The organism is Micromonospora vulcania (assembly GCF_042658605.1).
Taxonomy (GTDB): domain Bacteria; phylum Actinomycetota; class Actinomycetes; order Mycobacteriales; family Micromonosporaceae; genus Micromonospora; species Micromonospora vulcania.
Window position 1 is genome coordinate 205243 of record NZ_JBHSQS010000011.1, and the last position, 19096, is coordinate 224338.

The window sequence follows — 19096 nt, forward strand, 5'->3', positions numbered from 1 at the left end:
TTTGTATGACCGCCGGACTCCGCTGGGATCCGGATCTCTACGAACGGAGCTTAAATGGAGTAGACCCTGGTTAGGGATGATAAATGTCGGTATCCTCAATATTAGTCAATACCGTACGGATTGGTAACATTCTGCTTTCACTTGGGTGCGGAGAGCGTTGGGATGCTCCCCCGAGTCAGCCGCTCGGTAGCGGAATGTCGCTGACTCGCCCTGATTGATCGGGCCATGAGCATCAGTGTGGACACCCCGGATGGCTGAGCTCATCCGCCGATTCGGTTAACCGGTGTCGGCCTCGGGCTGGGCGCACCCTGGTCGGCCGAGCCGCAGCAGCTCTGGGAGCAGATGTTGGTTATCGTGGCATCGAACCAGATCGCCCTCGATGTTGGGGAGCCGGGGGATGGTGGAGATTCAAGTACTTGGTGGCATTTCGCTCCTTCTCGCCGGGGAGCGGCAGGAGTTGGGTACGCCCAAACAGCAGACGGTACTTGCGATGCTCGCGCTGCATCCGGGTCGCCTCGTCACAATCGACGAGTTGATCGACGAGCTGTGGAGCGAGGACCCCCCGCGGTCTGCGCTGCCCAATGTCCGTACTTACGCCGCCAACCTGCGCCGTATTCTCGAATCCACCGAGACTGGACGGGGTGTTCTGGTTCGAGAGAGCAACGGTTATCGACTGAATCTGCCACCCGAGAAGATCGACTTATTCCGCTTTGTAGCGGATCATCAGCGGTCCCGAAGGCTCGCCGCCGACGGGGACCTCGATCGGGCCGAGACCGCGTTGGAACACGCGATGGGCCAGTGGCAGGGGCTTCTGCTCGCCGGTCTGACGCTGGGCCCCGTACTTTCGGCGCGACGTGTGGCCATCCAGGACGAACGCCTGTTGGCTGCCGAGTTCCTCGCCCACCTGCAGATCCAGGGTGGTCACGCACAGCGGGCGGTACCGCTGCTGCGGAGTTTGGTCGCCGTGCATCCACTGCGGGAACATGCCCGGTTACTGCTGATGCGAAGCCTCCACGAAGTGGGCGACACGGCCGGCCTGGTGGAGGCCTATTCCGAGGCCCGGGTGGCGTTGCAGAATCAACTCGGCGTGGAGCCTGGACCGGAGATGCGTGCGCTCTACGAGGCTGAGCTGAGCCGCGAGCGCAGGATGCAACGGACCTCCACCGTCGCGTCGGGCAACGACGGGGCGCGTGGGCCCGGGGCTGGCCGAGCCACCGAGGGAGACTGGGCTACCGCCGACTGGCTCCCCAGGTCGGTGAGCGAGTTCGTCGGGCGCGAGGAGTGCGTCCGCCGGCTGCACGAGGAGGCCCGACGCCTGCAGGACCGTGGGTCGGCGGTACTCGTGATCGATGGCATGGCAGGCAGTGGCAAGACCACTCTGGCCGTGCATGTGGCACGCCAACTTGCTCCGGACTACGGCGACGCGCAACTCTTCATCGACCTTCGCGGGCACGGGGAGGAGGAGCCGGTCGAGCCACCGGCAGCGCTCTCCAGCCTGCTTCGTCAGCTGGGTGTACCCGGGGGCCGCATTCCCGCGGAGCTCGATCAGCGTATGGAGCTGTGGCACCGGGAGCTTGGTGCCCGCAAGGCTGTGGTGGTCCTGGACAACGCCGCCGACAGCAAGCAGATCCTGCCCCTGCTGCCGACCCTGCCGGGCACCGTCGTCCTCGTGACCTCCCGTCTGCGCTTGGTCGACCTGGACGTGGGCCCACCCGAGTCGCTGCCCCTGATGACTCCCGAGGAAGGGCTGGTGCTGCTGGCGCAGAGCGCGGGCATGGAGCGGGTCACGGAGGAACCGGCGGCGGCCGCCGAGGTCGTGCGCCGCTGCGGATACCTTCCGTTGGCAATCCGGCTCGCTGGGTCGCGGCTGGCTCATCGACCATCGCGTAGGGTCGCGGAGCTGGCCGCACTCCTGGCCGCCGAGCCGCCGGCACTGAGCCAGCTCAAAGCCGGTGACCGAACCCTGGAGCGGGCGTTCGCCGCGTCCTACGGGCCGCTGCCCGAACCCACCAAGCATGCCTTCCGCCTGCTGAGCATCCACGGCGGCCAACACAGCGTCGAGATGGCCGCGGCCCTGTTCGATCTGCCCCTGGAGGCCACCGGCAGGCTGCTTGATGATCTGGTCGATCGGCACCTGGTCGAGGAGGTCGAAGGAGGGCGATACCGCCTGCACGACCTCGTCCGTCAGTACTCGCAGGCGCAACTCCGGGCGTCCGAGGCACCCGAGGCCGTGATCTCGGCCGTCACGCGACTACTTGATCTCGTCCTGCACGCCTCTCTGCGGGCCGTCGCGGAGCTGCATCAATCCTTCGACGTGCACGGGGACGTCGATCCGGGTCCGCCGACCCGCCCCGACCTGATCGGTCCGGACATCGTGGCCGGGATCGACTGGCTCGAACGGGAGCGCGCGAACTTGGGCCTGCTGGTGGGCCTCGGTGCCGTTCACGGGCTCCACGACCACGTGTGGAAGCTCGCCCGGGTGCTCTGGCGCTTCTATTACGTGCGGGGCTACTTCGACGACATCCTCGACACCCACCGGACAGGACTCGCCTCGGCGAAGGTGCTCGGACGACAGAGCGCGACCGCCATGATGCACAACTATCTGGCATCGGCGCTGCTGAAGACCGGCTCCCATCCGCTCGCGTTCACTCATCTCCACGCAGCTATCGCGCTCTGCCACGAGATAGGTGATTGGCGGCAGTTGGCGAGGCTCCGTGCAAATCTGAGCGTCGTCAACCTGTTCAGCGGGAACCTCGAGGAGGCTGTGGCGCAGGGACGACAGAGCATGGCCGACCCTCGCCTGTACGAGGACCGGGTACCGCTGGCCCTGCCGAATCTGGGTATCGCGCTGGCCGCACTCGGTAGGTGGGACGAGGCCCTCCGGACGCACCGGCAACACCTGTTCCAGGCTCGACTCGGCCGGGACTACTTCCACATCGCGAACGCGCTGAGTCACCTCGCGGCGGTACGCGTTCGCACCGGGCAGTTCCGGCGGGCCGTGTCGTTCCTGAACACCTCGCTGGTGTTGTTCGGCCGCACGGGCCACCGGTACGGAGAAGCCGAAGCCCGGAACACTCTGGGCGTCGCGTACCGAGGACTGGACGAGTTGGATCTGGCTCGGCAGCAGCACACGGCCGCGTTGGGGTTGGCCGAGGACTCGGGTGAGCGGCACGTGCAGTGCGCAGCGCTCAACGACCTCGGCACCACGCTGCTGGCGATGGGGGACGCGGCGTCCGCGTACGAGGCTCACCAGCGAGGACTACAGCTCGCCGGACGCGTCTCGAACCCGTACGAGCAGGGTCGGGCCCTGGCCGGCCTCGCCGAACACTTCGCCCAAGTCGATCCGGCGGAGGCGCGACGGCACTGGGAACGGGCGCTGGCGATCTTCCGCCGGATGGGCGTGCCGGAGCGCCTCGACGTGGAGCGCCGCCTCGCCAAGTTGGGCGACGTCGTCGCGCACGCGCCGGTGCCAGGCCGCTGACCTGCCCGAACGGCTCTTATCGATTTCTTATCGCCGGGCCCGGTAGCTTGTCGATCGTCTCGACGAACGGGGGAGGTTCTGCCCACGGGCAGGACCGCGTCGTCGACGCGCGTCCGCCACCGGGTCCCCCCAGCGACCTCGGCGGCGGGCTGGTTAAGGGGGGAGCGGCGTCCCACCGTTGCGCCGACAGCACCCGGTGCACCGGTAGTCGGGGCGCCGCTCCTTCCGCGCAGCAGGCCGTCGTACCGCACCGATAGGCTCACGCCCGTGACCGAACCCGCGCAGCTCAGCCACGTCGACCACGTCGGCGCGGCCCGCATGGTCGACGTCTCCGCCAAGGCCGTGACCGGCCGGCTGGCCGTCGCGGCGGGTCGGCTGCGCACCACGCCCGAGGTCATCGACCTGCTGCACCGCGACGGGTTGCCCAAGGGCGACGCGCTCGCGGTCGGCCGACTGGCCGGGATCATGGGCGCCAAACGCACCCCGGATCTGATCCCGCTCTGCCACCCGATCGCGCTGCACGCTGTCACCGTCGATCTGCGACTGACCGCCGACACCGTGGAGATAACCGCCACCGCCCGCACGGCGGACCGGACGGGCGTCGAGATGGAGGCGCTCACCGCGGTCGCGGTCGCCGGTCTCGCCCTGGTCGACATGGTCAAGGCGGTCGACCCGGCGGCCTCGGTGGAGGCGGTCCGGGTGCTGCGCAAGGAAGGCGGCAAGACCGGCGAGTGGGTCCGACCCGAGGACCGGCCGTGATCCGGGCCCGGGTGATCGTCGCCTCCAATCGGGCAGCGGCCGGTGTCTACGCCGACACCAGCGGCCCGCTGCTCGTCGCCGGGCTGCGCGAGTTGGGCTGCCAGGTCGACGACGCGGTGGTGGTGCCCGACGGCGAGCCGGTCGCCGCCGCCCTGGAGGGCGCCCTCGCCGACGGCATCGACGTGGTGCTGACCAGCGGTGGCACCGGCGTCACGCCCTCGGACCGGACGCCCGAGGTCACCCGTCCGCTGCTGGATTACGAGATCCCCGGCATCGCCGAGGCGATCCGCGCACACAGCCGCGACCGGGTGCCCACCGCCGTGCTCTCCCGGGGGCTGGCCGGGGTCGCCGGCCGGATGCTGGTGGTCAACCTGCCCGGCTCGACCGGTGGTGCCCGCGACGGGCTGGCCGTGCTCGGGCCGATCCTCGGGCACACCGTCGACCAGCTCCGCGGTGGCGACCACTGACCGGTCCACGCTCAGGCCCGGCGGGTGTCGCTGCACCCCGATAGGCTCGACCGGTGAGCATGAAAGCCGCACCGACCGCCGACCGGGTCGCCGCGCCCCCGCCGGCCGGCTGGGACGAGGCGCGCGCCCGGGTCTACGCCGTCGGCCTGGCCGCCGCGCTTCCCACCCTCGCCCGTCCGCTGGTCGACACCGACGGGCTGACCCTGGCCGAGCCGTTGACCACCCGCACCGACCTGCCGGCCTTCCCCACCTCCAGCGTGGACGGGTGGGCGGTGCGTGGCGTCGGCCCATGGCGCGTCGTCGGTCGGGTGCTGGCCGGCAACACCCCTGCGCCGCTCACCGAGGACGGCACCACGGTCGAGATCGCCACCGGCGCGATGGTGCCCGAGGGCGCCACCGCCGTCCTGCGCGTCGAGGAGTCCACCACCACCGATGGCCTGGTCAGCGGCACCGTCCGGGAGACGCCGGAGTGGCGGCAGCCGGGCGAGGAGGCGTACGCCGATGAGGAGCTGTTGCCCGTCGGCACGCCGGTCGACCCGGCGGTGATCGGCCTGGCCGCCTCCTGCGGGCACGACACGCTGCGGGTCCGGCGCGCGCCGCGCGCCGCGCTGCTGGTCTTCGGCGACGAACTGCTCACCGCTGGTCCGCCCGCGGCCGGCCGGGTCCGGGACGCTCTCGGGCCGGCGGTGCCCGGGTGGCTGCGCCGATACGGCTGCCAGGTTCGCCCCGCCGACGTGGTCGGTCCGGTGGCCGACACGCTCTCCGCGCACGTGGCCGCGCTGCGCGCGGCGTTGACGAACGCCGACCTGGTCTGCACCACCGGTGGCACGATGCGCGGCCCGGTCGACCACCTGCACCCCGCGCTGGAGGCGCTCGGCGCCGACTACGTGGTCAACACCGTCGCGGTCCGGCCGGGCTTTCCGATGCTGCTGGCCCGGGTGGCGGGCACCGACGGGCGGGTCCGGTTCGTCGCCGGGCTGCCGGGCAACCCGCAGTCCGCCATCGTCGCGCTGGTATCGCTGGTCGCCCCGCTGCTCGCCGGCCTCCAGGGGCGCCCGATGCCGGTACTGCCGCAGGCCACGCTGGCCGAGACGGTGCCGGGCCGGGGTGATCACACCCATCTGGCACTGGTCCGGCTGGACCACGCCGCAGGCACGGCCCACCCGGTGCGACACGTGGGTTCGGCGATGCTGCGTGGCCTGGCCGGTGCGGACGGATTCGCCGTCATCCGGCCGGGCACCAGCGGCAAGCCGGGCGACCGGGTGTCGGTCGTGCCACTGCCGTTGCTGTCCGGGGAGCGGGCATCGTGACCGCGCCGGCACTCACCTTCGGCGCGGTCACCGACCGACCGCTCGACCTCGCCGCCCACGAGGCGGCGGTCGCCGACCGGCGGGCCGGTGCGGTGGTCTCCTTCCAGGGCGTGGTCCGCGACCACGACCACGGCCGTCCGGTGGTGAGCCTGGAGTACGAGGGGCACCCGAGCGCCGAGCAGGTGCTGCGTGACGTGGCCGCCGAGATCGCTGCCGAGCCCGAGGTGTACGCGGTGGCGGTCTCGCACCGGGTCGGTCCGTTGGCGATCGGTGACGTGGCATTGGTCGCCGCGGTCAGCACGGCGCACCGTGCGGCGGCCTTCGCGGCCTGCGCCCGCCTGGTCGACGAGGTCAAGGCTCGGCTGCCCATTTGGAAGCGTCAGGTCTTCGCCGACGGCACCGAGGAATGGGTCAACTGTCCCTGACCGGTCAGCGGCGGCCGTTGACCGCCACGGCGCGGGCGAGCCGGTCGCCGTAGAACGCCGGCTCGGCACCGGGGCGCCACGGCAGCGCGGCGACCAGCACGATCAGCGCGAGCGCGAGCGAGTTCTCCATCAGCGCGCCGAAGAGACCGTCCTGGTAGTGCGACATCTCGGGCAGTTGGTGCTCGTACGGCCAGATCGGCGAGATCAGGAAGAGCAGATAGAGCCCGATCGCGGCGACTCCGTGCCGGAGCCCGGTCAACGTGGGGTACCAGATGGGCGGGTGGAGCCCGTTGAGCCCGGGTAGCCCGCCCACCGTCGGGCCCGGGCCGGACCGCTGCGCCAACCCTCGGCTCGCCTCCCGGCGGCGCACCGCGGCGTCGGCCAGCACGATGATCGCCGGGATGACCCAGACCAGGTGGTGCGTCCACGAGATCGGGCTGATCACGTTGGCGGTCAGACCGACCAGCGTGAACGCGGTCAGCTCGTCGCCGTCGGCGCGGGAACTGGCCGCACGGGACAGGCCCAGTGCCAGCAGCAGCACCGAGAAGGCGAGCCAGAGCAGCCCGGGGGTCTCGATCGAGTCGTACAGCCGGGCCAGCAGGCCGGCGAGCGACTGGTTCGGCGTCATGTCCGCCGCGCCGACCCGCTCGGTCTGCCAGAGCACGCTGCCGAAGTAGGCCCGCGACTCGTCGCCGACGATCACGAAGGTCCCGACGGTCACACCGATCGCGGTGCCGATGGCGGTGGCCGCCACCCGCCACTGGCGAGTGATCAGCAGGTAGGCGATGAACAGCGCCGGGGTGAGCTTGACCGCGGTGGCCAGGCCGATGCCCGCGCCCGCCCAGGCACCTCCGTAGAGGAAGCGCAGCAGGGGGCCGTCGGTCGCGGCGTAGTGGGTGCCCCGGCGGGAACGCCAGCGCAGCCCGATCAGGTCGGCCATGATCAGGGCGAACAGCAGGAGATTGACCTGCCCGTAGCCGAGCGTCTCCCGGCCCGGCTCGATGGCGACCGCGAGCGGCACGGCCACGGCCACGGTGAACCACAGTGGCCAGCCCAGCCGGTCCACGATCGGGCGGAGCAGTCCGGCCAGCACCAGCGCCAGCGCGGCGATGCTGGCGAGTGCGTTGACCATCCCGGCTGAGTCGATCGGCAGCTGCGCCATCGGCAGCATGACCAGACCGGCGAACGGTGGGTAGGTGAAGCCGAGCGTGGTGCCGGGCGCGATGAACTCATAGAGCTCGTGACCGCTCGCCCACCACACCACCGCGCCGTGGTAGATCTTCATGTCGAAGAAGTTGTACGGTCGCCCGAACGCACCGATGGCGAGCCATGCGGCATAGGCGACGGCGGCCACGATGGCGCCCCGTACGACTTTCCTGCGATCGATCCCACGCGTGACGCGTTGGAGTGGGGCGAGGCGGTCCGCCCGTCTACCGACAGTCGTCGGCATGGCGTGGCCACCCCCGTACCAAGGTCGTCCTACCCGTCCAGGTCCTGCACGGAGCCTAGAACGGCGCCTCACGTCAGTGCCTCCCGCGTTATGCGACCGTGTCCGATCCCACACATGTTTTTGACATTTCCACCGCGTTAACGCCTACCGGGTGGTTCAGGTAATTCGCGGCCTTAGCGGGGGGTGGGGTGACACGCGAGAGGCATCGATGCAGGTCAGCCGGGGAGTCGGCGGGCGGTGGAGGCCGATCGGACGGCGATCCGGGCCTCCCGCCGGGCGGTGCGGACGGCGCGCTGCATGGAACGTCGAGAGTGGCCGATGCGGTGGCCGGTCCGCCAGCGCAGACCCGGCTTGCCGCCGGTGTCGGCTGCGGCGAGCAGGAGCCCGCCCAGGAGGCCGAGGTTCTTCAGGGCGTGGATCTGGTTGTTGTTCTTCGCGGCGGGGTCGTCGTTCTTCCAGAAGGGATGCCCGGCGATGGTCACCGGCACCAGTGTGCCGGCGAGAACCAGCGCGGCCGGCCGGCTGAACCGGCCGGTGGCCAGCATCAGGCCGGCACCGACATGCACCGCCGCGTTCATCCGGACCAGCGTCGCGGGATCGGTGGGGAAGCGCGGGTGCGCCTTCTGCAGGATCGGCGCGACCTTGTCGGTCACGGGTTTCGCCGCCACCGCCAGCCGGTGCGGGTTGCGGAGGTTGCGGTACCCGGTGACCACGAAGATGCCGCTCAGCATTGCGCGGGCGAGGGAGCGTACGGGCGTCATGGTTCAGTCATACCCCGTCGGGGCGTTTGCTACCCCGTCAACCGCCGGATCCGGATCGGTGATCGTGCACGTCGCGCCACGCCGAGTCGAGCGACCACCGCTGATGGACCGGCCCTGCCGGGTAACGTCGCGCGGATGACGACGCTGCGGCTGCGACCCGAGGATCCGGCCGACATCGGCCTGGTACGTCGGGTGCTGGCTGCGGCGTTCGCCCGGCCGGACGTGGCGACGCCACCGGAGGTGGGCCTGGTCGACGAACTGCGCGGCACCGCGGCCTGGCTGCCGGAGCTGGCGATGGTCGCCGAGTACGGCGGCGAGGTGGTCGGGTACGCGCTGCTCACCCGGGTGCGGGTACGGCCCGAACGGGGCGCCGACGCGCCCGCCCTGGCGTTCGGCCCGGTGGCGGTCGCGCCACACCGCCAGCGGGTCGGGCACGGCACGGCGGTGGTGCAGGCGGCGCTCGATGCCGCCACCGAGCTGGGCGAGCGGCTGATCGTGGTCCTCGGTGACCCGGCCTTCTATCGTCGCTTCGGCTTCGGCCCGGCCGGGGAACTGGGCCTGACCAGCCCCTGGGCCGGTCTGGGTGAGCCCTGGCAGGCGCTCGTGCTGCCGCCGTCCACCAGTGAGGAGGGTCCACCGCCGCGCGGTGAGGTGCTCTTTCCGGCACCCTGGTCCCGGGTCTGACCACGCCGCACCGGCGCGGTCCCTCGATGTCGGTCAGGCCGGCTGCGTGCGCAGGTACCGGCCGAAGTGCGGGACGGTGAAGGCCACCGTGCCCCGCTCGCCGGAGTAGATCAGGCCCTTTTTGATCAACGCGTCCCGAGCCGGAGAGAGGCTGGCTGGCTTACGGCTGAGGGCGCGGGCGATCTCCGCGGTGGGGACGGCGGCGTCCATGTCGTCCCGGACCACGTTCCCGGTCTCGGCCTCCACCAGGGACAACGTGGCCATCGCCCGCATGTACTCGCGCTCGGCCGGAGTGGCCCGCTCGAACCGGGAGCCGAAGAAGCCCACCGCCAGCTCGGCCTCCGCCTCCGGCGCGGCGACCCGGACGTCGGCCGCGGTGATCGGTGAGCGTGGAGCATGGTCCCAGGTCGCCTTCCCGTACGCCTGGACGAAGTACGGGTAGCCGCCGGACTTCTCGTAGAGCAGGTCGAGCGCCTTCTGCTCGTACTCCACCTCTTCGCGCTCGGCCGGCGCGCAGAGCGCCTGGTCGGCGGCGATCCGGTCGAGGCGGTCGATGCGCTGGTAGCGGAACAGCCGCTCGGAGTACGACTTGGCGGCGCTGAGCACCGCCGGCAGGTGCGGGAGGCCGGCACCGACGACGATCAACGGCGCACCGAGTTGGGACAGCTCGTGACAGGCGGCGCAGAGCGCCGAGATGTCCTCCGGGCCGAGGTCCTGCATCTCGTCGATGAAGACGGCGATCCCGGTGCCCACGTCGCTGGCCACGGTGGCCGCGTCGCTGAGCAGCTCGACCAGGTCGATCTCGATGTCGCCGGAGTCGGCCCGCCCGCTGGCCGCCGGCACGTCGATGCCCGGCTGCCACCGGTCGCGGAGTTTCGGGGCGGACCCGGCCCGACCGGTCGGGGCGGAACGCTGGGCGAACGCCTTGAGGACGCCGAGGAACGCGTCGATCCGGTCGGGCGCCCGGTGCCGAGGGGCGAGCTCCCGGACCGCCATGTGCAGGGCGGCGGCGACCGGGCGGCGCAGCGACTGGTCCGGCCGTGCCTCGATCTTGCCGGTGCCCCAGAGCCGGTTGATCGCCTGCGACCGGAGGGTGTTGAGCAGGACGGTCTTGCCGACGCCGCGTAGCCCGGTGAGCATCAGGCTGCGCTCGGGTCGACCCCGGGCGATGCGCTCCAGCACGATGTCGAAGACATCCAGCTCACGCCCGCGCCCCGCGAGTTCGGGCGGGCGCTGGCCGGCACCTGGCGCGTACGGGTTGCGGACCGGATCCACGCATCGGAGAGTATCGGGCCATCTAGCTGGGAGGCTAGACATGGATAGATGGGGCTACCGGCGTGTCGGGGCTGTCGAGCACAAACTAGGGCTGTCTAGCGTCCACGCTAGACAGCCCTAGTTTCGGCTACCAACTACCGCTTCTTCAGGCAGAGCACGTAGTCGAACAGGTCGACCGAGTTGTCGTGCACGTAGTTCGCCCGGGACTGCGGCGCGAGGGTCTTGCACCGTTCCCCGTCCGTGGTGGCCGGAATTCGCAGCAGCACTTCGTACGTGTTCGGCCCGCACGGCACCTTGCGCAGCTTCGCGTCGTCCTCGGTGCCGTCGTTGACCACACAGTCACCCTTGGCGAACTCGTCCTCGTCGTCCTCGCTGGGGCTCGGGGCGGACGACTCCGGTGCTTCGCTGGGCACGACGGGTGGTACGACCGGCGCACTCGTCGACGGAGTGGGCGCGCCGCTGCTGTCGCTGTCGGCGGCCTTGTAGACGGCCCAACCGGCCAGGCCGAGGCACGGGCAGAGCAGGAGTACCACCACCAACCCGATGATCAGCGCGACCTTCCGCCCGGACTTCCGCACCGGCGCGGCGGGCGGCATTCCGTATCCGGGCACCGGCGGCCCCCACGGCGCGGCCGGCTGGCCCGGCAGTTGCCCGGCGGGCTGGCCCGGCAACGGCCCGGCCGGCGGAAAGGGCCCGGGCGGCGGCGGGTAGCCGGCCCCGGGACTGGGCGGCGGATAACCGGCCCCCGGAGTGGGTGGCGGGTAGGCCGGGCCGGGGGCGGGTGGCGGGTAGGCCGGGCCGGGGGTGGGTGGCGGGTAGGCCGGGCCGGGGGCGGGTGGTGGCGACCAGCCGGAACCATCGGGCGGCGGGTAAGCCGCGCCTGAGGTCGGGGGCGGACCCCACAACGGCGCGGTCGGCGGCTCCGCACCACCCGGCGGCTGTCCCCACTGGGGCAGGGTCGGGTCGACCGGCGGCCCGTCGGAGCCGGCCGGCGCGCGCTGGTACGGGTCGTCCGGCTGTCCGGAGCCCGCTGGTCCGTAGGTCGTCATGTCATCCCCCCGGGGGTGGGTGGTGTCAGCGCTGCTTGAGGCAGAGGACGAAGTCGAGAGTGTCCAGCTCGCTGTCGAAGAAGTACCAGTTGGTGTAGTTCTCGACCTTGGCGCACTTGGCCTCGGCGTCACGCTCGCCGCTGGTCGGGCCGTCGACCCGGCTCAACACCTGGTACGACTTCGCCGCGCAGCCGCTGATCAGCAGCTTGGGCTTGCCGCCGACCGGGCCCTCGTTGCGGACGCACTGGCCGACCTTGACGAATCGTGGGTCGGCGGACGACTCCGGGGCTGCGGCGCTCGGTGCCGGGCCGGCCGGCTGGGTCGCGTCCGCGTCGGGACCCCCGACCTCGGCCGACGCGGTCGGGGCGGTGACCGGCGCCGGATCGTCCTTCCCGCGCAGGAACCAGAACGCACCGCCGCCGGCCACCGCCAACAGCACGACGACGGCCAGCACCGTGATGAGCGGGCCCCGGCCACGCCGCTCCGGGTCCGGCGCGGGATCGCCGCCGTACGGGCCGTTGTCCGGCCGGTACGGCTGCCCGCCGTACGTCGGATTCGGCTCGAAGGGCCGGTACGGCGCACCGCCGTACGGTGACTCCGGAGCATCGCCGTAGGGCCTCACCGGCCCGCCGCCGTACGTCGCCTGAGGCGCACCGCCGTACGGCCCGCCCGGCGCACCACCGCCGTACGGGTCCTGAGGCGCACCGCCGTAGGTGCGGTCGGCACCGCCGCCATAGGGGCCGGGTCCCCCGGGATGGGTTGGCGAATAGGGCTGCACCACGGGCGGGTACGGCTCCGCTGCCGGTGGATAGGGCTGCTGAGTCGGCTCGGGCGTGTCGTCGGGTCGCTGCCTACGCCATGGCGTCGGAACGCTGCCGCCCGGTTGTCCGTAGTTCGTCATGCCCGCCCTTCTGCATGCGAGTGGTGAGAGGCCGGCCACCATTACGCGACGCCGACGCCGAGGTCACCGTAGCGTGATCCACCGATGAGCTCATCTCCACCGAGTGCCCTCGGCCCCACCGTCCGACCCGCTGGCGCAGCACCGACCCTGATCTGGACCGCTCTGATCACGGTCTACCTGCTCTGGGGTTCCACCTATCTGGGCATCCGGATCGCGGTGGAATCGCTGCCTCCGCTGACCTCGGCGGCCCTGCGGTTCGCCGTCGCGGGCCTGGTGCTGGCGGCGGTGCTACGGCTCCGCCGGGGGCCCGGCGCGCTGCGCGTGGACGGTCGGCAACTCGCCTCTGCCGCGCTGATCGGGGTGCTCCTGCTCGCTGGCGGCAACGGCCTGGTGGTGCTCGCCGAGTCCGGGCCGCCCGGAGTGGCGTTGCCGTCCGGAATCGCCGCACTGCTCGTGGCGACCGTGCCGCTGCTCGTGGTGCTGCTGCGCAGCTCCACCGGGGACCGGCCTCCGCTCTGGACCTTCGCCGGGGTGACCCTGGGCTTCGCCGGGCTGGTCCTGCTGGTGCTGCCCACCGGCGGTGCGGACGCGGTGCCACTGGTCGGGGCGCTGACCGTGGTCGCGGGCGCCGTCTCCTGGTCGGTCGGGTCGTTCCTGTCCAGACGAATTCGGATGCCGGACGACCCGTTCGTCGCCACGGTCTACGAGATGGTGGCCGGCGCGCTGGTGCTCGCCGTCGTCGCCGCCGCTCGGGGCGAGCTGAGCGACTTCCATCCGGCGCAGGTCACCGCCCGGTCCTGGCTCGCGCTGGGCTACCTCATGGTGGCCGGCTCGCTGGTGGCCTTCACCGCGTACGTCTGGCTGCTGCACAACGCGCCCATCTCGCTGGTCTCGACGTACGCCTATGTCAACCCGGCGGTCGCGGTGGCGCTCGGGGCGCTGCTGCTGGCCGAGCCGGTCACCATGCAGGTCCTGCTCGGCGGTGCGGTCATCGTCGCCGGGGTGGCCCTGGTGGTGAGCACCGAGCGCCCCCGCAGGCCGACCGCGACATCGCCGTCCGGGACCGTGGCCGGAGGCGACCGCCGGTAACGTCCGGCCCATGTCGGCCGCTGCGCTGGTGCCGGTCGCGCTGCTCGGCGTGCTCGTCGGCCTCGCCGTACCCGCGATGGCCCGGCCCTTCACCAGCGCGGCGGTCCCGGGCCGGACGGGCCTGAGGACGCGGCACGGTGGGTCGGGGTGGCTCGGCCCGGTGGTGGGGGCCGGGGTGTTCGCCGGGCTCGCCGTGGCGCTGGGTGACGACCCGGCGCTGCCGGTCTTCCTCGCGGTGGCGGCGGTCGGCCTGGTGCTGGCCGAGGTCGACCTGGCCTGTCTGCGACTGCCCGATCCGCTGGTCCTCGCCGCTGGTGTGCTGTGCGTCGGTGGCCTGACCGTTGCGGCGCTGCTGGGTGGCACTCCCGGGCGGCTGCTCGGTGCGCTGGCCGGTGCGGTGGTCGCGGGATCGGCGCATGTGCTGCTGGCCCTGCTGCCCGGGTCCCGGCTGGGCTTCGGGGACGTGAAGCTGGCCGCCGTCCTCGGTCTGCCGCTCGGCTGGCTGGGTCGTGAAGCCCTGCTGACCGGGCTGCTCCTGCCGCACCTGCTGCACGGCGGCCTGGTGCTCGGCCTGCTCGCCGCCCGGCGGGTACGCAGGGACACCCTGCTGCCGGTCGGGCCGGCCCTGCTCGCCGGCGCCTGGCTCGGCGTGCTCCTCGGCTGACCAGGAACGCGAGGCCCGCCCCGTCGATCAGATGAGGCGGAGCTGACGGTCCTTCGGGCGGCGGGGTTCGGTCTCGCCGAACCGCTCGAACAGCCCGGGGTCGATGACGCCGAGGAACGGCGACGGCGGGTTCTCACGTTCCACGCCGTGCCGGGTACGGCGGGAGGCGTGGCTGACGTACAGGCGGTCCTGGGCCCGGGTCAGACCGACGAAGAAGAGCCGGCGCTCCTCGGCGACCGCGTCCTGATCGAGCGTCGAGCCCGGCCAGCGCAGCGGCAGCAGCCCGTCCTCGGCGCCGACCAGGAAGACCACCGGAAACTCCAGGCCCTTCGCGGCGTGCAGGGTGAGCAGCGTGACCGCCTCGGCGCGCGGGTCGAGCGCGTCCACCTCCGCGCCGGTGGCCAACTGCGACAGGAACGTCTCCAGGTCGTCGCCGCAGCGCCGGGCCAGTGGGGTCAGCAGGTCCACCGCCGAGCGCACGTCCTCGGGACGGACCGCGCCGGCACCGTCCAACGTCGGCACGGCGAACCGCTCCGCGACCACCTGACCGGCCAGCCGTACCCGGGCGGTCAACGATCCGGCCAACCCGTCGGCGTGTCGCAGCTCGCGGGCGATGGCCGGTACGCCGGGTCGGTCCCGAAGCCGGTCGTGTGAGCGCTTCTGGACCGGAATGTTGGCCCTGGCCAGGGCGTCCACGATCGGTGCGGCCTGCGCGTCGGTGCGGTACAGCACCGCGATGTCGGAGAACGACAACGACGTGGCCCGGCCGTCGATCCGGCCCGAGTCCAGCGACCGGTGGGACAGCCCGCCGACCAGCTCGTCGATGGTCCGGACGACGAAGTCGGCCTCCTCGGCGACGGACGCCGCGGGGTAACGGCCGACCAGCGGCGCCTCGGGGTCGAGCCGGGCCGGGTCCAACCGCCGGCCACGGACGAGCGACGACGGCGCGATGGCCTGCACGGCGGCGGCCAGAATGGGCGCCGACGAGCGGTAGTTGCGGTTCAGCCGGACCAGCCGGGCGTCGGTGAAGTCCTCGGAGAAGCGCAGGAAGTAACCGACGTCGGCACCCCGGAACGAGTAGATCGCCTGGTCCGGGTCACCGATCGCACAGAGGTTGCCGTCGGCCGGGCTGAGCAGCCGCAGCAGCTCGTACTGCACCGCGTCGACGTCCTGATACTCGTCCACGAAGATCCACCGCCAGCGGTCCCGGTACCGCTCGACCAGCTCCCGGTTCGCCCGCAGCAGCTCCACCGGCAGGCTCACCAGCTCGTCCAGGTCGACGAGGTCCTGCTTGCGGAGCAGGGCGGAATAGCTGGCGAGGTCGTCGCCGGCCTCGGACCGGGCCGCCGCCCGCTCGGCGTCGTCGGCGATCCGGAAGTTGGCCGGCAGGCCGGCCGCGTCGGCGTTCTCCCGCAGGATGGTCAGGCCCAGCGCGTGGAAGGTGCCCACGGTGACGTCCTCGGCGACCGGGCCGAGCAGGCCGTCGAGGCGGTGCCGCAGCTCCTCGGCGGCCCGGCGGGTGAAGGTGATGGCCAGGCAGTGCTCGGGAAAGACGTTCAGCTCCGCGCAGAGGTACGCGATCCGGTGGGTCAACGTCCGGGTCTTGCCGGTGCCGGGACCGGCCACGATGAGCAGCGGACCACCGGGTGCGGAGGCGGCCACCCGCTGCATGGCGTCCAGGCGGTCGAGCAGGCCGGTGCCGACCTCCTCCATGCCCGCGAGCATCGGCTCGAACGGCTCGTGCGGTGACGGCGGCGGTGCGATCGGTGGGGCGGGCGAGGGGGCCGGCTTGCGCTTCGGCTCGGCCTTCGCCGTCGCCGGGCGCTTCGTCCGTACCGCCGGCTCCGCCGGTCGTCGTTGTGCCGGCACCGGTACGTCGAACAGTGTCTCCTGCGCGGTGCCGGCACCCAGCTCGGTCGGGTCGAAGAGGGTGATCACCCCGTACTCGCCGTCGTAGCCCGGCACCCGGCGCACCTCGCCGCGCCGCAGCCGACCGATGCCCTCCGCGAGCAGCTCACCGCCGGCCTGCGCGATGTCGGCCAACGGGGCAGTGGTCAGGATCTCCAGCTCGGGGCCGAGCGCGGCGATCAGCTCGTTGAGCCGCCCCTCGACCTTCTTCGACCGGGCCCCCACCTTGTTGATCTCGCCGAGGATCTCGGCCAGCGGCACGAGGTGGGTGACCTCCCGGGCATGTGCCGGCCGGTGCCCATCGGCACGGTCGGCCAACTCCTCGATCCGGCTGAGTACGCCCACGGTGAGCGGCTTGCCGCACTCGGGACAACGTCCGTCGGCCGCCCTGGTCCGCTCCGGCGACCAGTTGACCCCGCACAGCCGGTGCCCGTCCGCGTGGTACTTGCCCTCCTCGGGGAAGAACTCCAGGGTGCCGGCCAGGCCGTCGCCGGTCCGTAGCGCCTCCCGGACGGCGAAGTAGTCCCGCTCGGAGGTCAGCACGGTCGCCTCCCGGCCCAGTGCCGGCGGGGAGTGCGCGTCCGAGTTGGAGACCAACTGATAGCGGTCCAGGCTGCCGACCCGCCAGTTCATCGCCGGGTCGGAGGACAGGCCGGTCTCCACGGCGAAGATGTGCTCCGCCAGGTCGGCGTAGCAGTCGGCGATGGCGTCGAAGCCGGACTTCGAGCCCAGCGCGGAGAACCAGGGCGTCCAGATGTGCGCCGGGACCAGGTAGCCGTCCGGGCTGGCCTCCAGCGTGATCTCCAGCAGGTCCCGGGAGTCCAGGCCCAGGATCGGCCGGCCGTCCGAGCCGAGGTTGCCGATCCGGCCGAGCGCCGCGTTGAACCGGGCCACCGCGTCCAGGTCAGGCAGGTAGATCAGGTGGTGCACCTTGCGGGTCCGGTCGTCCCGCTTGTAGATGGTGGAGATCTCCACGCTCAACATGAACCGGACCGGGGTCGACTCCGCCGTGCTGGCTAGCCGGGGCGGGAGCCGGCGAGCGATGTCCCGCTCCGCCTCCGGGTCGAGCCGGTAGAGCCCCGGTTCGGCCGGGCGCAGGGTCTCCCGCAGGTGGTCGTACCAGGCCGGGTGGGTGAAGTCTCCGGTGCCGAGCAGGGCGATGCCCTTGCGTCGGGCCCACCACGCGAGGTTCGGCAGGGTGAGGTCGCGGCTGCACGCGCGCGAGTATTTCGAGTGGATGTGCAGGTCCGCGACGAATGGCGGGAGGCCACCGGGGGGTACGGCGCTGAACGGGGGCACGCCGCATCCTGTCACGCCCGCCGCGCCGGCCGCCCGCCGCCACGCGCGGACGTGACGTCCGCTATGCCGAGCGCAACTCCACGAGACTGATCTGTGGCTTCGCCCCGACCCGTACCGGGGGACCCCAGAAACCGGCGCCGTTGGTCACGTAGACCTTCGTGCCGTCGACCTCGCCGAGGCCGCTGACCACCGGCTGCGCCAGGCCGACGACCAGGTTGAACGGCACCACCTGCCCACCGTGGGTGTGCCCGGACAGTTGCAGGTCGACGCCGTAGTGCGCCGCCTGGACCGCCGCCAGTGGCTGGTGTGCGAGCAGGACCACCGGGCGGCTCGGGTCGCGGTCACCGAGGGCGGCGGCGAAGTCCGGCCCCGCGGCGAGGCCGGTGCCCGCGCCGTCCAGGTCGTTCACGCCGGCCAGGTCGAGCACGCCGCCCCGGGCCTGGATCTCCTGCCGCCGGTTCTGCAGCACCCGCAGACCGAGCCGGTCCACCTCCTGGACCCACTCCTCCACCCCGGAGTAGTACTCGTGGTTGCCCGTCACGAAGAAGTTGCCGTACCGGGAGCGCAGGTCGCGCAGCGGTGCGGCGGCCGAACCCAGCTCGGCGACCGAGCCGTCGACCAGGTCACCGACGACCGCGACCAGGTCCGCGTCGAGTCGATTGATCGCGGCGACGATCCGTTCGGTGTGCGCACGACCGCGCAACGGGCCGAGGTGGATGTCGGAGACGGTCGCGATGCGCAGGCCGTCCATGCTGCGGGGGAGCTTGGCGAGCGGGATCTGCACCCGGTCCAGTTGTGGCGGCCCGAGAGCGGTGCGTACCCCGTACCCCGTGATGCCGGCGGCGGTGAGGCCGGCGAAGATGGCCGCCCCGCGAGCCAGCAGCAGTCGGCGGCCCGGGTCGTGGTCCGGTGCCGTGACGGCGCCGGCGGCCGGCGGATCGGCCGGCCCGGCGGCGCCGACCAGCACCGGCTCGGGCGCGGCGGTGGTCGGCTCGGCGGCCGTCACCCGGCGGCGCAGTAGCAGCCGGGTGACCAGCATCGGCACTTCCAGCACGACGAGCACGACCAGCAGGTAGAACATCAGCGCGAGCCACAGGTAGCCCGGCCAGGCGAGCCAGTAGAGGCCAGCCTCCGTCCCGGCGAGGGTGGCCGGCACGAGCAGCGCCAACGCCAGCGCGGCGATCCCGCCGATCAGCCGCCAACGGCCCGGGGTGGTGGTGTCCCGGATCAGCCGCTTCCACAGGTAGAGGTGGATCAGGCCGGTGACGAGCGCCAGGACGGCCATGAACCCCACAACCGCCAACATCCGTGCGCCTCCCTCAGCCGCCCGCGAACGGGGGTAGGACATCGATCGTTGCCCCGCCCGGCAGGGGTGCTTCACGATCATGACAGGTGACGCCGTCGACCAGGAAACTCGCCACCCGCAGGACGGCGGCGAGTCGGGCACCGTGCCGCTGCGCCAGATCGGCGGTGAGATCGTCGAGCGATCGGCCGGCGGCGGTGACCTCCTCGGAACGGCCGGCGGCGGCGCGCGCGCCAGCGAAGTAGCGGACGGTCAGCGGCATCGGGTCCAC

Annotated in this window: 16 protein-coding genes; 8 read left to right on the top strand and 8 right to left on the bottom strand. The window is 72.1% G+C overall.

Annotated elements, in window-relative coordinates; all coding sequences use genetic code 11:
- The first annotated feature begins 283 nt into the window (after positions 1–283).
- From ACFQGL_RS20170 to ACFQGL_RS20190, 5 genes are all read left to right on the top strand, one after another.
- Positions 284–3481, top strand: a complete 3198-nt coding sequence (locus tag ACFQGL_RS20170) for an AfsR/SARP family transcriptional regulator (protein ID WP_377513726.1) — start codon at positions 284–286, stop codon at positions 3479–3481.
- 267 nt (positions 3482–3748) lie between these two features.
- Positions 3749–4240, top strand: coding sequence for a cyclic pyranopterin monophosphate synthase MoaC (moaC, locus tag ACFQGL_RS20175; RefSeq protein ID WP_377513727.1), 492 nt, complete (start codon positions 3749–3751; stop codon positions 4238–4240).
- Complete coding sequence (locus tag ACFQGL_RS20180) at positions 4237–4707, top strand: MogA/MoaB family molybdenum cofactor biosynthesis protein (protein ID WP_377513728.1); 471 nt, start codon at positions 4237–4239, stop codon at positions 4705–4707. The genes moaC and ACFQGL_RS20180 overlap by 4 nt, the downstream gene beginning before the upstream one ends.
- A 59-nt stretch (positions 4708–4766) precedes the next feature.
- Positions 4767–6017 carry a molybdopterin molybdotransferase MoeA gene (locus tag ACFQGL_RS20185; protein WP_377513794.1) on the top strand — a complete coding sequence of 417 codons (1251 nt, stop codon included), beginning with the start codon at positions 4767–4769 and terminating at the stop codon, positions 6015–6017.
- Positions 6014–6442: a molybdenum cofactor biosynthesis protein MoaE gene (locus ACFQGL_RS20190; RefSeq protein WP_377513729.1), complete on the top strand. Its 429-nt coding sequence runs from the start codon at positions 6014–6016 to the stop codon at positions 6440–6442. Before ACFQGL_RS20185 ends, ACFQGL_RS20190 begins: the two co-directional genes overlap by 4 nt.
- A 4-nt stretch (positions 6443–6446) precedes the next feature.
- On the opposite strand, the gene ACFQGL_RS20195 is transcribed toward ACFQGL_RS20190, so the two are convergent.
- Together ACFQGL_RS20195 and ACFQGL_RS20200 are read right to left on the bottom strand one after the other, a co-directional pair.
- Positions 6447–7892, bottom strand: coding sequence for a glycosyltransferase 87 family protein (locus tag ACFQGL_RS20195; protein ID WP_377513730.1), 1446 nt, complete (start codon positions 7890–7892; stop codon positions 6447–6449).
- Between the two features lie 215 nt (positions 7893–8107).
- Entirely contained in the window at positions 8108–8653 is a 546-nt protein-coding gene (locus tag ACFQGL_RS20200) for a DoxX family protein (RefSeq protein ID WP_377513731.1), read from the bottom strand.
- A gap of 135 nt (positions 8654–8788) precedes the next feature.
- On the opposite strand from ACFQGL_RS20200, the gene ACFQGL_RS20205 reads away from it, so the two are divergent.
- Complete coding sequence (locus ACFQGL_RS20205; RefSeq protein WP_377513732.1) at positions 8789–9337, top strand: GNAT family N-acetyltransferase; 549 nt, start codon at positions 8789–8791, stop codon at positions 9335–9337.
- 33 nt (positions 9338–9370) lie between these two features.
- Here the strand turns inward: ACFQGL_RS20205 and ACFQGL_RS20210 are convergent, their stop codons facing one another.
- The 3 genes from ACFQGL_RS20210 to ACFQGL_RS20220 form a co-directional block, all read right to left on the bottom strand.
- Positions 9371–10612: an AAA family ATPase gene (locus tag ACFQGL_RS20210; protein ID WP_377513733.1), complete on the bottom strand. Its 1242-nt coding sequence runs from the start codon at positions 10610–10612 to the stop codon at positions 9371–9373.
- Between the two features lie 134 nt (positions 10613–10746).
- Entirely contained in the window at positions 10747–11163 is a 417-nt protein-coding gene (locus ACFQGL_RS20215; protein ID WP_377513795.1) for an LppU/SCO3897 family protein, read from the bottom strand.
- Between the two features lie 523 nt (positions 11164–11686).
- Positions 11687–12283 (bottom strand): LppU/SCO3897 family protein, encoded by a 597-nt coding sequence (locus ACFQGL_RS20220; protein ID WP_377513796.1) that lies wholly within the window; start codon positions 12281–12283, stop codon positions 11687–11689.
- 363 nt (positions 12284–12646) lie between these two features.
- Here ACFQGL_RS20220 and ACFQGL_RS20225 point away from each other — a divergent pair, with 363 nt between their 5' ends.
- A complete protein-coding gene (locus ACFQGL_RS20225) occupies positions 12647–13651 on the top strand; it encodes an EamA family transporter (RefSeq protein ID WP_377513734.1) in 1005 nt (334 codons plus the stop codon).
- A gap of 10 nt (positions 13652–13661) precedes the next feature.
- Positions 13662–14315, top strand: coding sequence for a prepilin peptidase (locus ACFQGL_RS20230; RefSeq protein WP_377513735.1), 654 nt, complete (start codon positions 13662–13664; stop codon positions 14313–14315).
- Between the two features lie 27 nt (positions 14316–14342).
- Here ACFQGL_RS20230 and ACFQGL_RS20235 read toward each other — a convergent pair whose 3' ends face one another.
- The 3 genes from ACFQGL_RS20235 to ACFQGL_RS20245 all read right to left on the bottom strand — a co-directional run bounded on the left by ACFQGL_RS20235 (position 14343) and on the right by ACFQGL_RS20245 (position 19087).
- Positions 14343–17522 carry a UvrD-helicase domain-containing protein gene (locus ACFQGL_RS20235; protein ID WP_377513736.1) on the bottom strand — a complete coding sequence of 1060 codons (3180 nt, stop codon included), beginning with the start codon at positions 17520–17522 and terminating at the stop codon, positions 14343–14345.
- Positions 17523–17583: 61 nt separating this feature from the next.
- Positions 17584–18828, bottom strand: coding sequence for a metallophosphoesterase (locus tag ACFQGL_RS20240; RefSeq protein WP_377513737.1), 1245 nt, complete (start codon positions 18826–18828; stop codon positions 17584–17586).
- A gap of 13 nt (positions 18829–18841) precedes the next feature.
- On the bottom strand, positions 18842–19087 hold the full coding sequence (locus ACFQGL_RS20245; protein WP_377513738.1) for a MoaD/ThiS family protein: 246 nt from the start codon (positions 19085–19087) through the stop codon (positions 18842–18844).
- Between the last annotated feature and the right edge of the window lie 9 nt (positions 19088–19096).

Coding starts and splice junctions, on each gene's coding strand:
- ACFQGL_RS20185 (WP_377513794.1), top strand. CDS start 4,767: ATGAAAGCCGCACCGACCGCCGACCGGGTCGCCGCGCCCCCGCCGGCC.
- ACFQGL_RS20230 (WP_377513735.1), top strand. CDS start 13,662: ATGTCGGCCGCTGCGCTGGTGCCGGTCGCGCTGCTCGGCGTGCTCGTC.
- ACFQGL_RS20205 (WP_377513732.1), top strand. CDS start 8,789: ATGACGACGCTGCGGCTGCGACCCGAGGATCCGGCCGACATCGGCCTG.
- ACFQGL_RS20195 (WP_377513730.1), bottom strand. CDS start 7,892: ATGCCGACGACTGTCGGTAGACGGGCGGACCGCCTCGCCCCACTCCAA.
- ACFQGL_RS20245 (WP_377513738.1), bottom strand. CDS start 19,087: ATGCCGCTGACCGTCCGCTACTTCGCTGGCGCGCGCGCCGCCGCCGGC.
- ACFQGL_RS20240 (WP_377513737.1), bottom strand. CDS start 18,828: ATGTTGGCGGTTGTGGGGTTCATGGCCGTCCTGGCGCTCGTCACCGGC.
- ACFQGL_RS20200 (WP_377513731.1), bottom strand. CDS start 8,653: ATGACGCCCGTACGCTCCCTCGCCCGCGCAATGCTGAGCGGCATCTTC.
- ACFQGL_RS20225 (WP_377513734.1), top strand. CDS start 12,647: ATGAGCTCATCTCCACCGAGTGCCCTCGGCCCCACCGTCCGACCCGCT.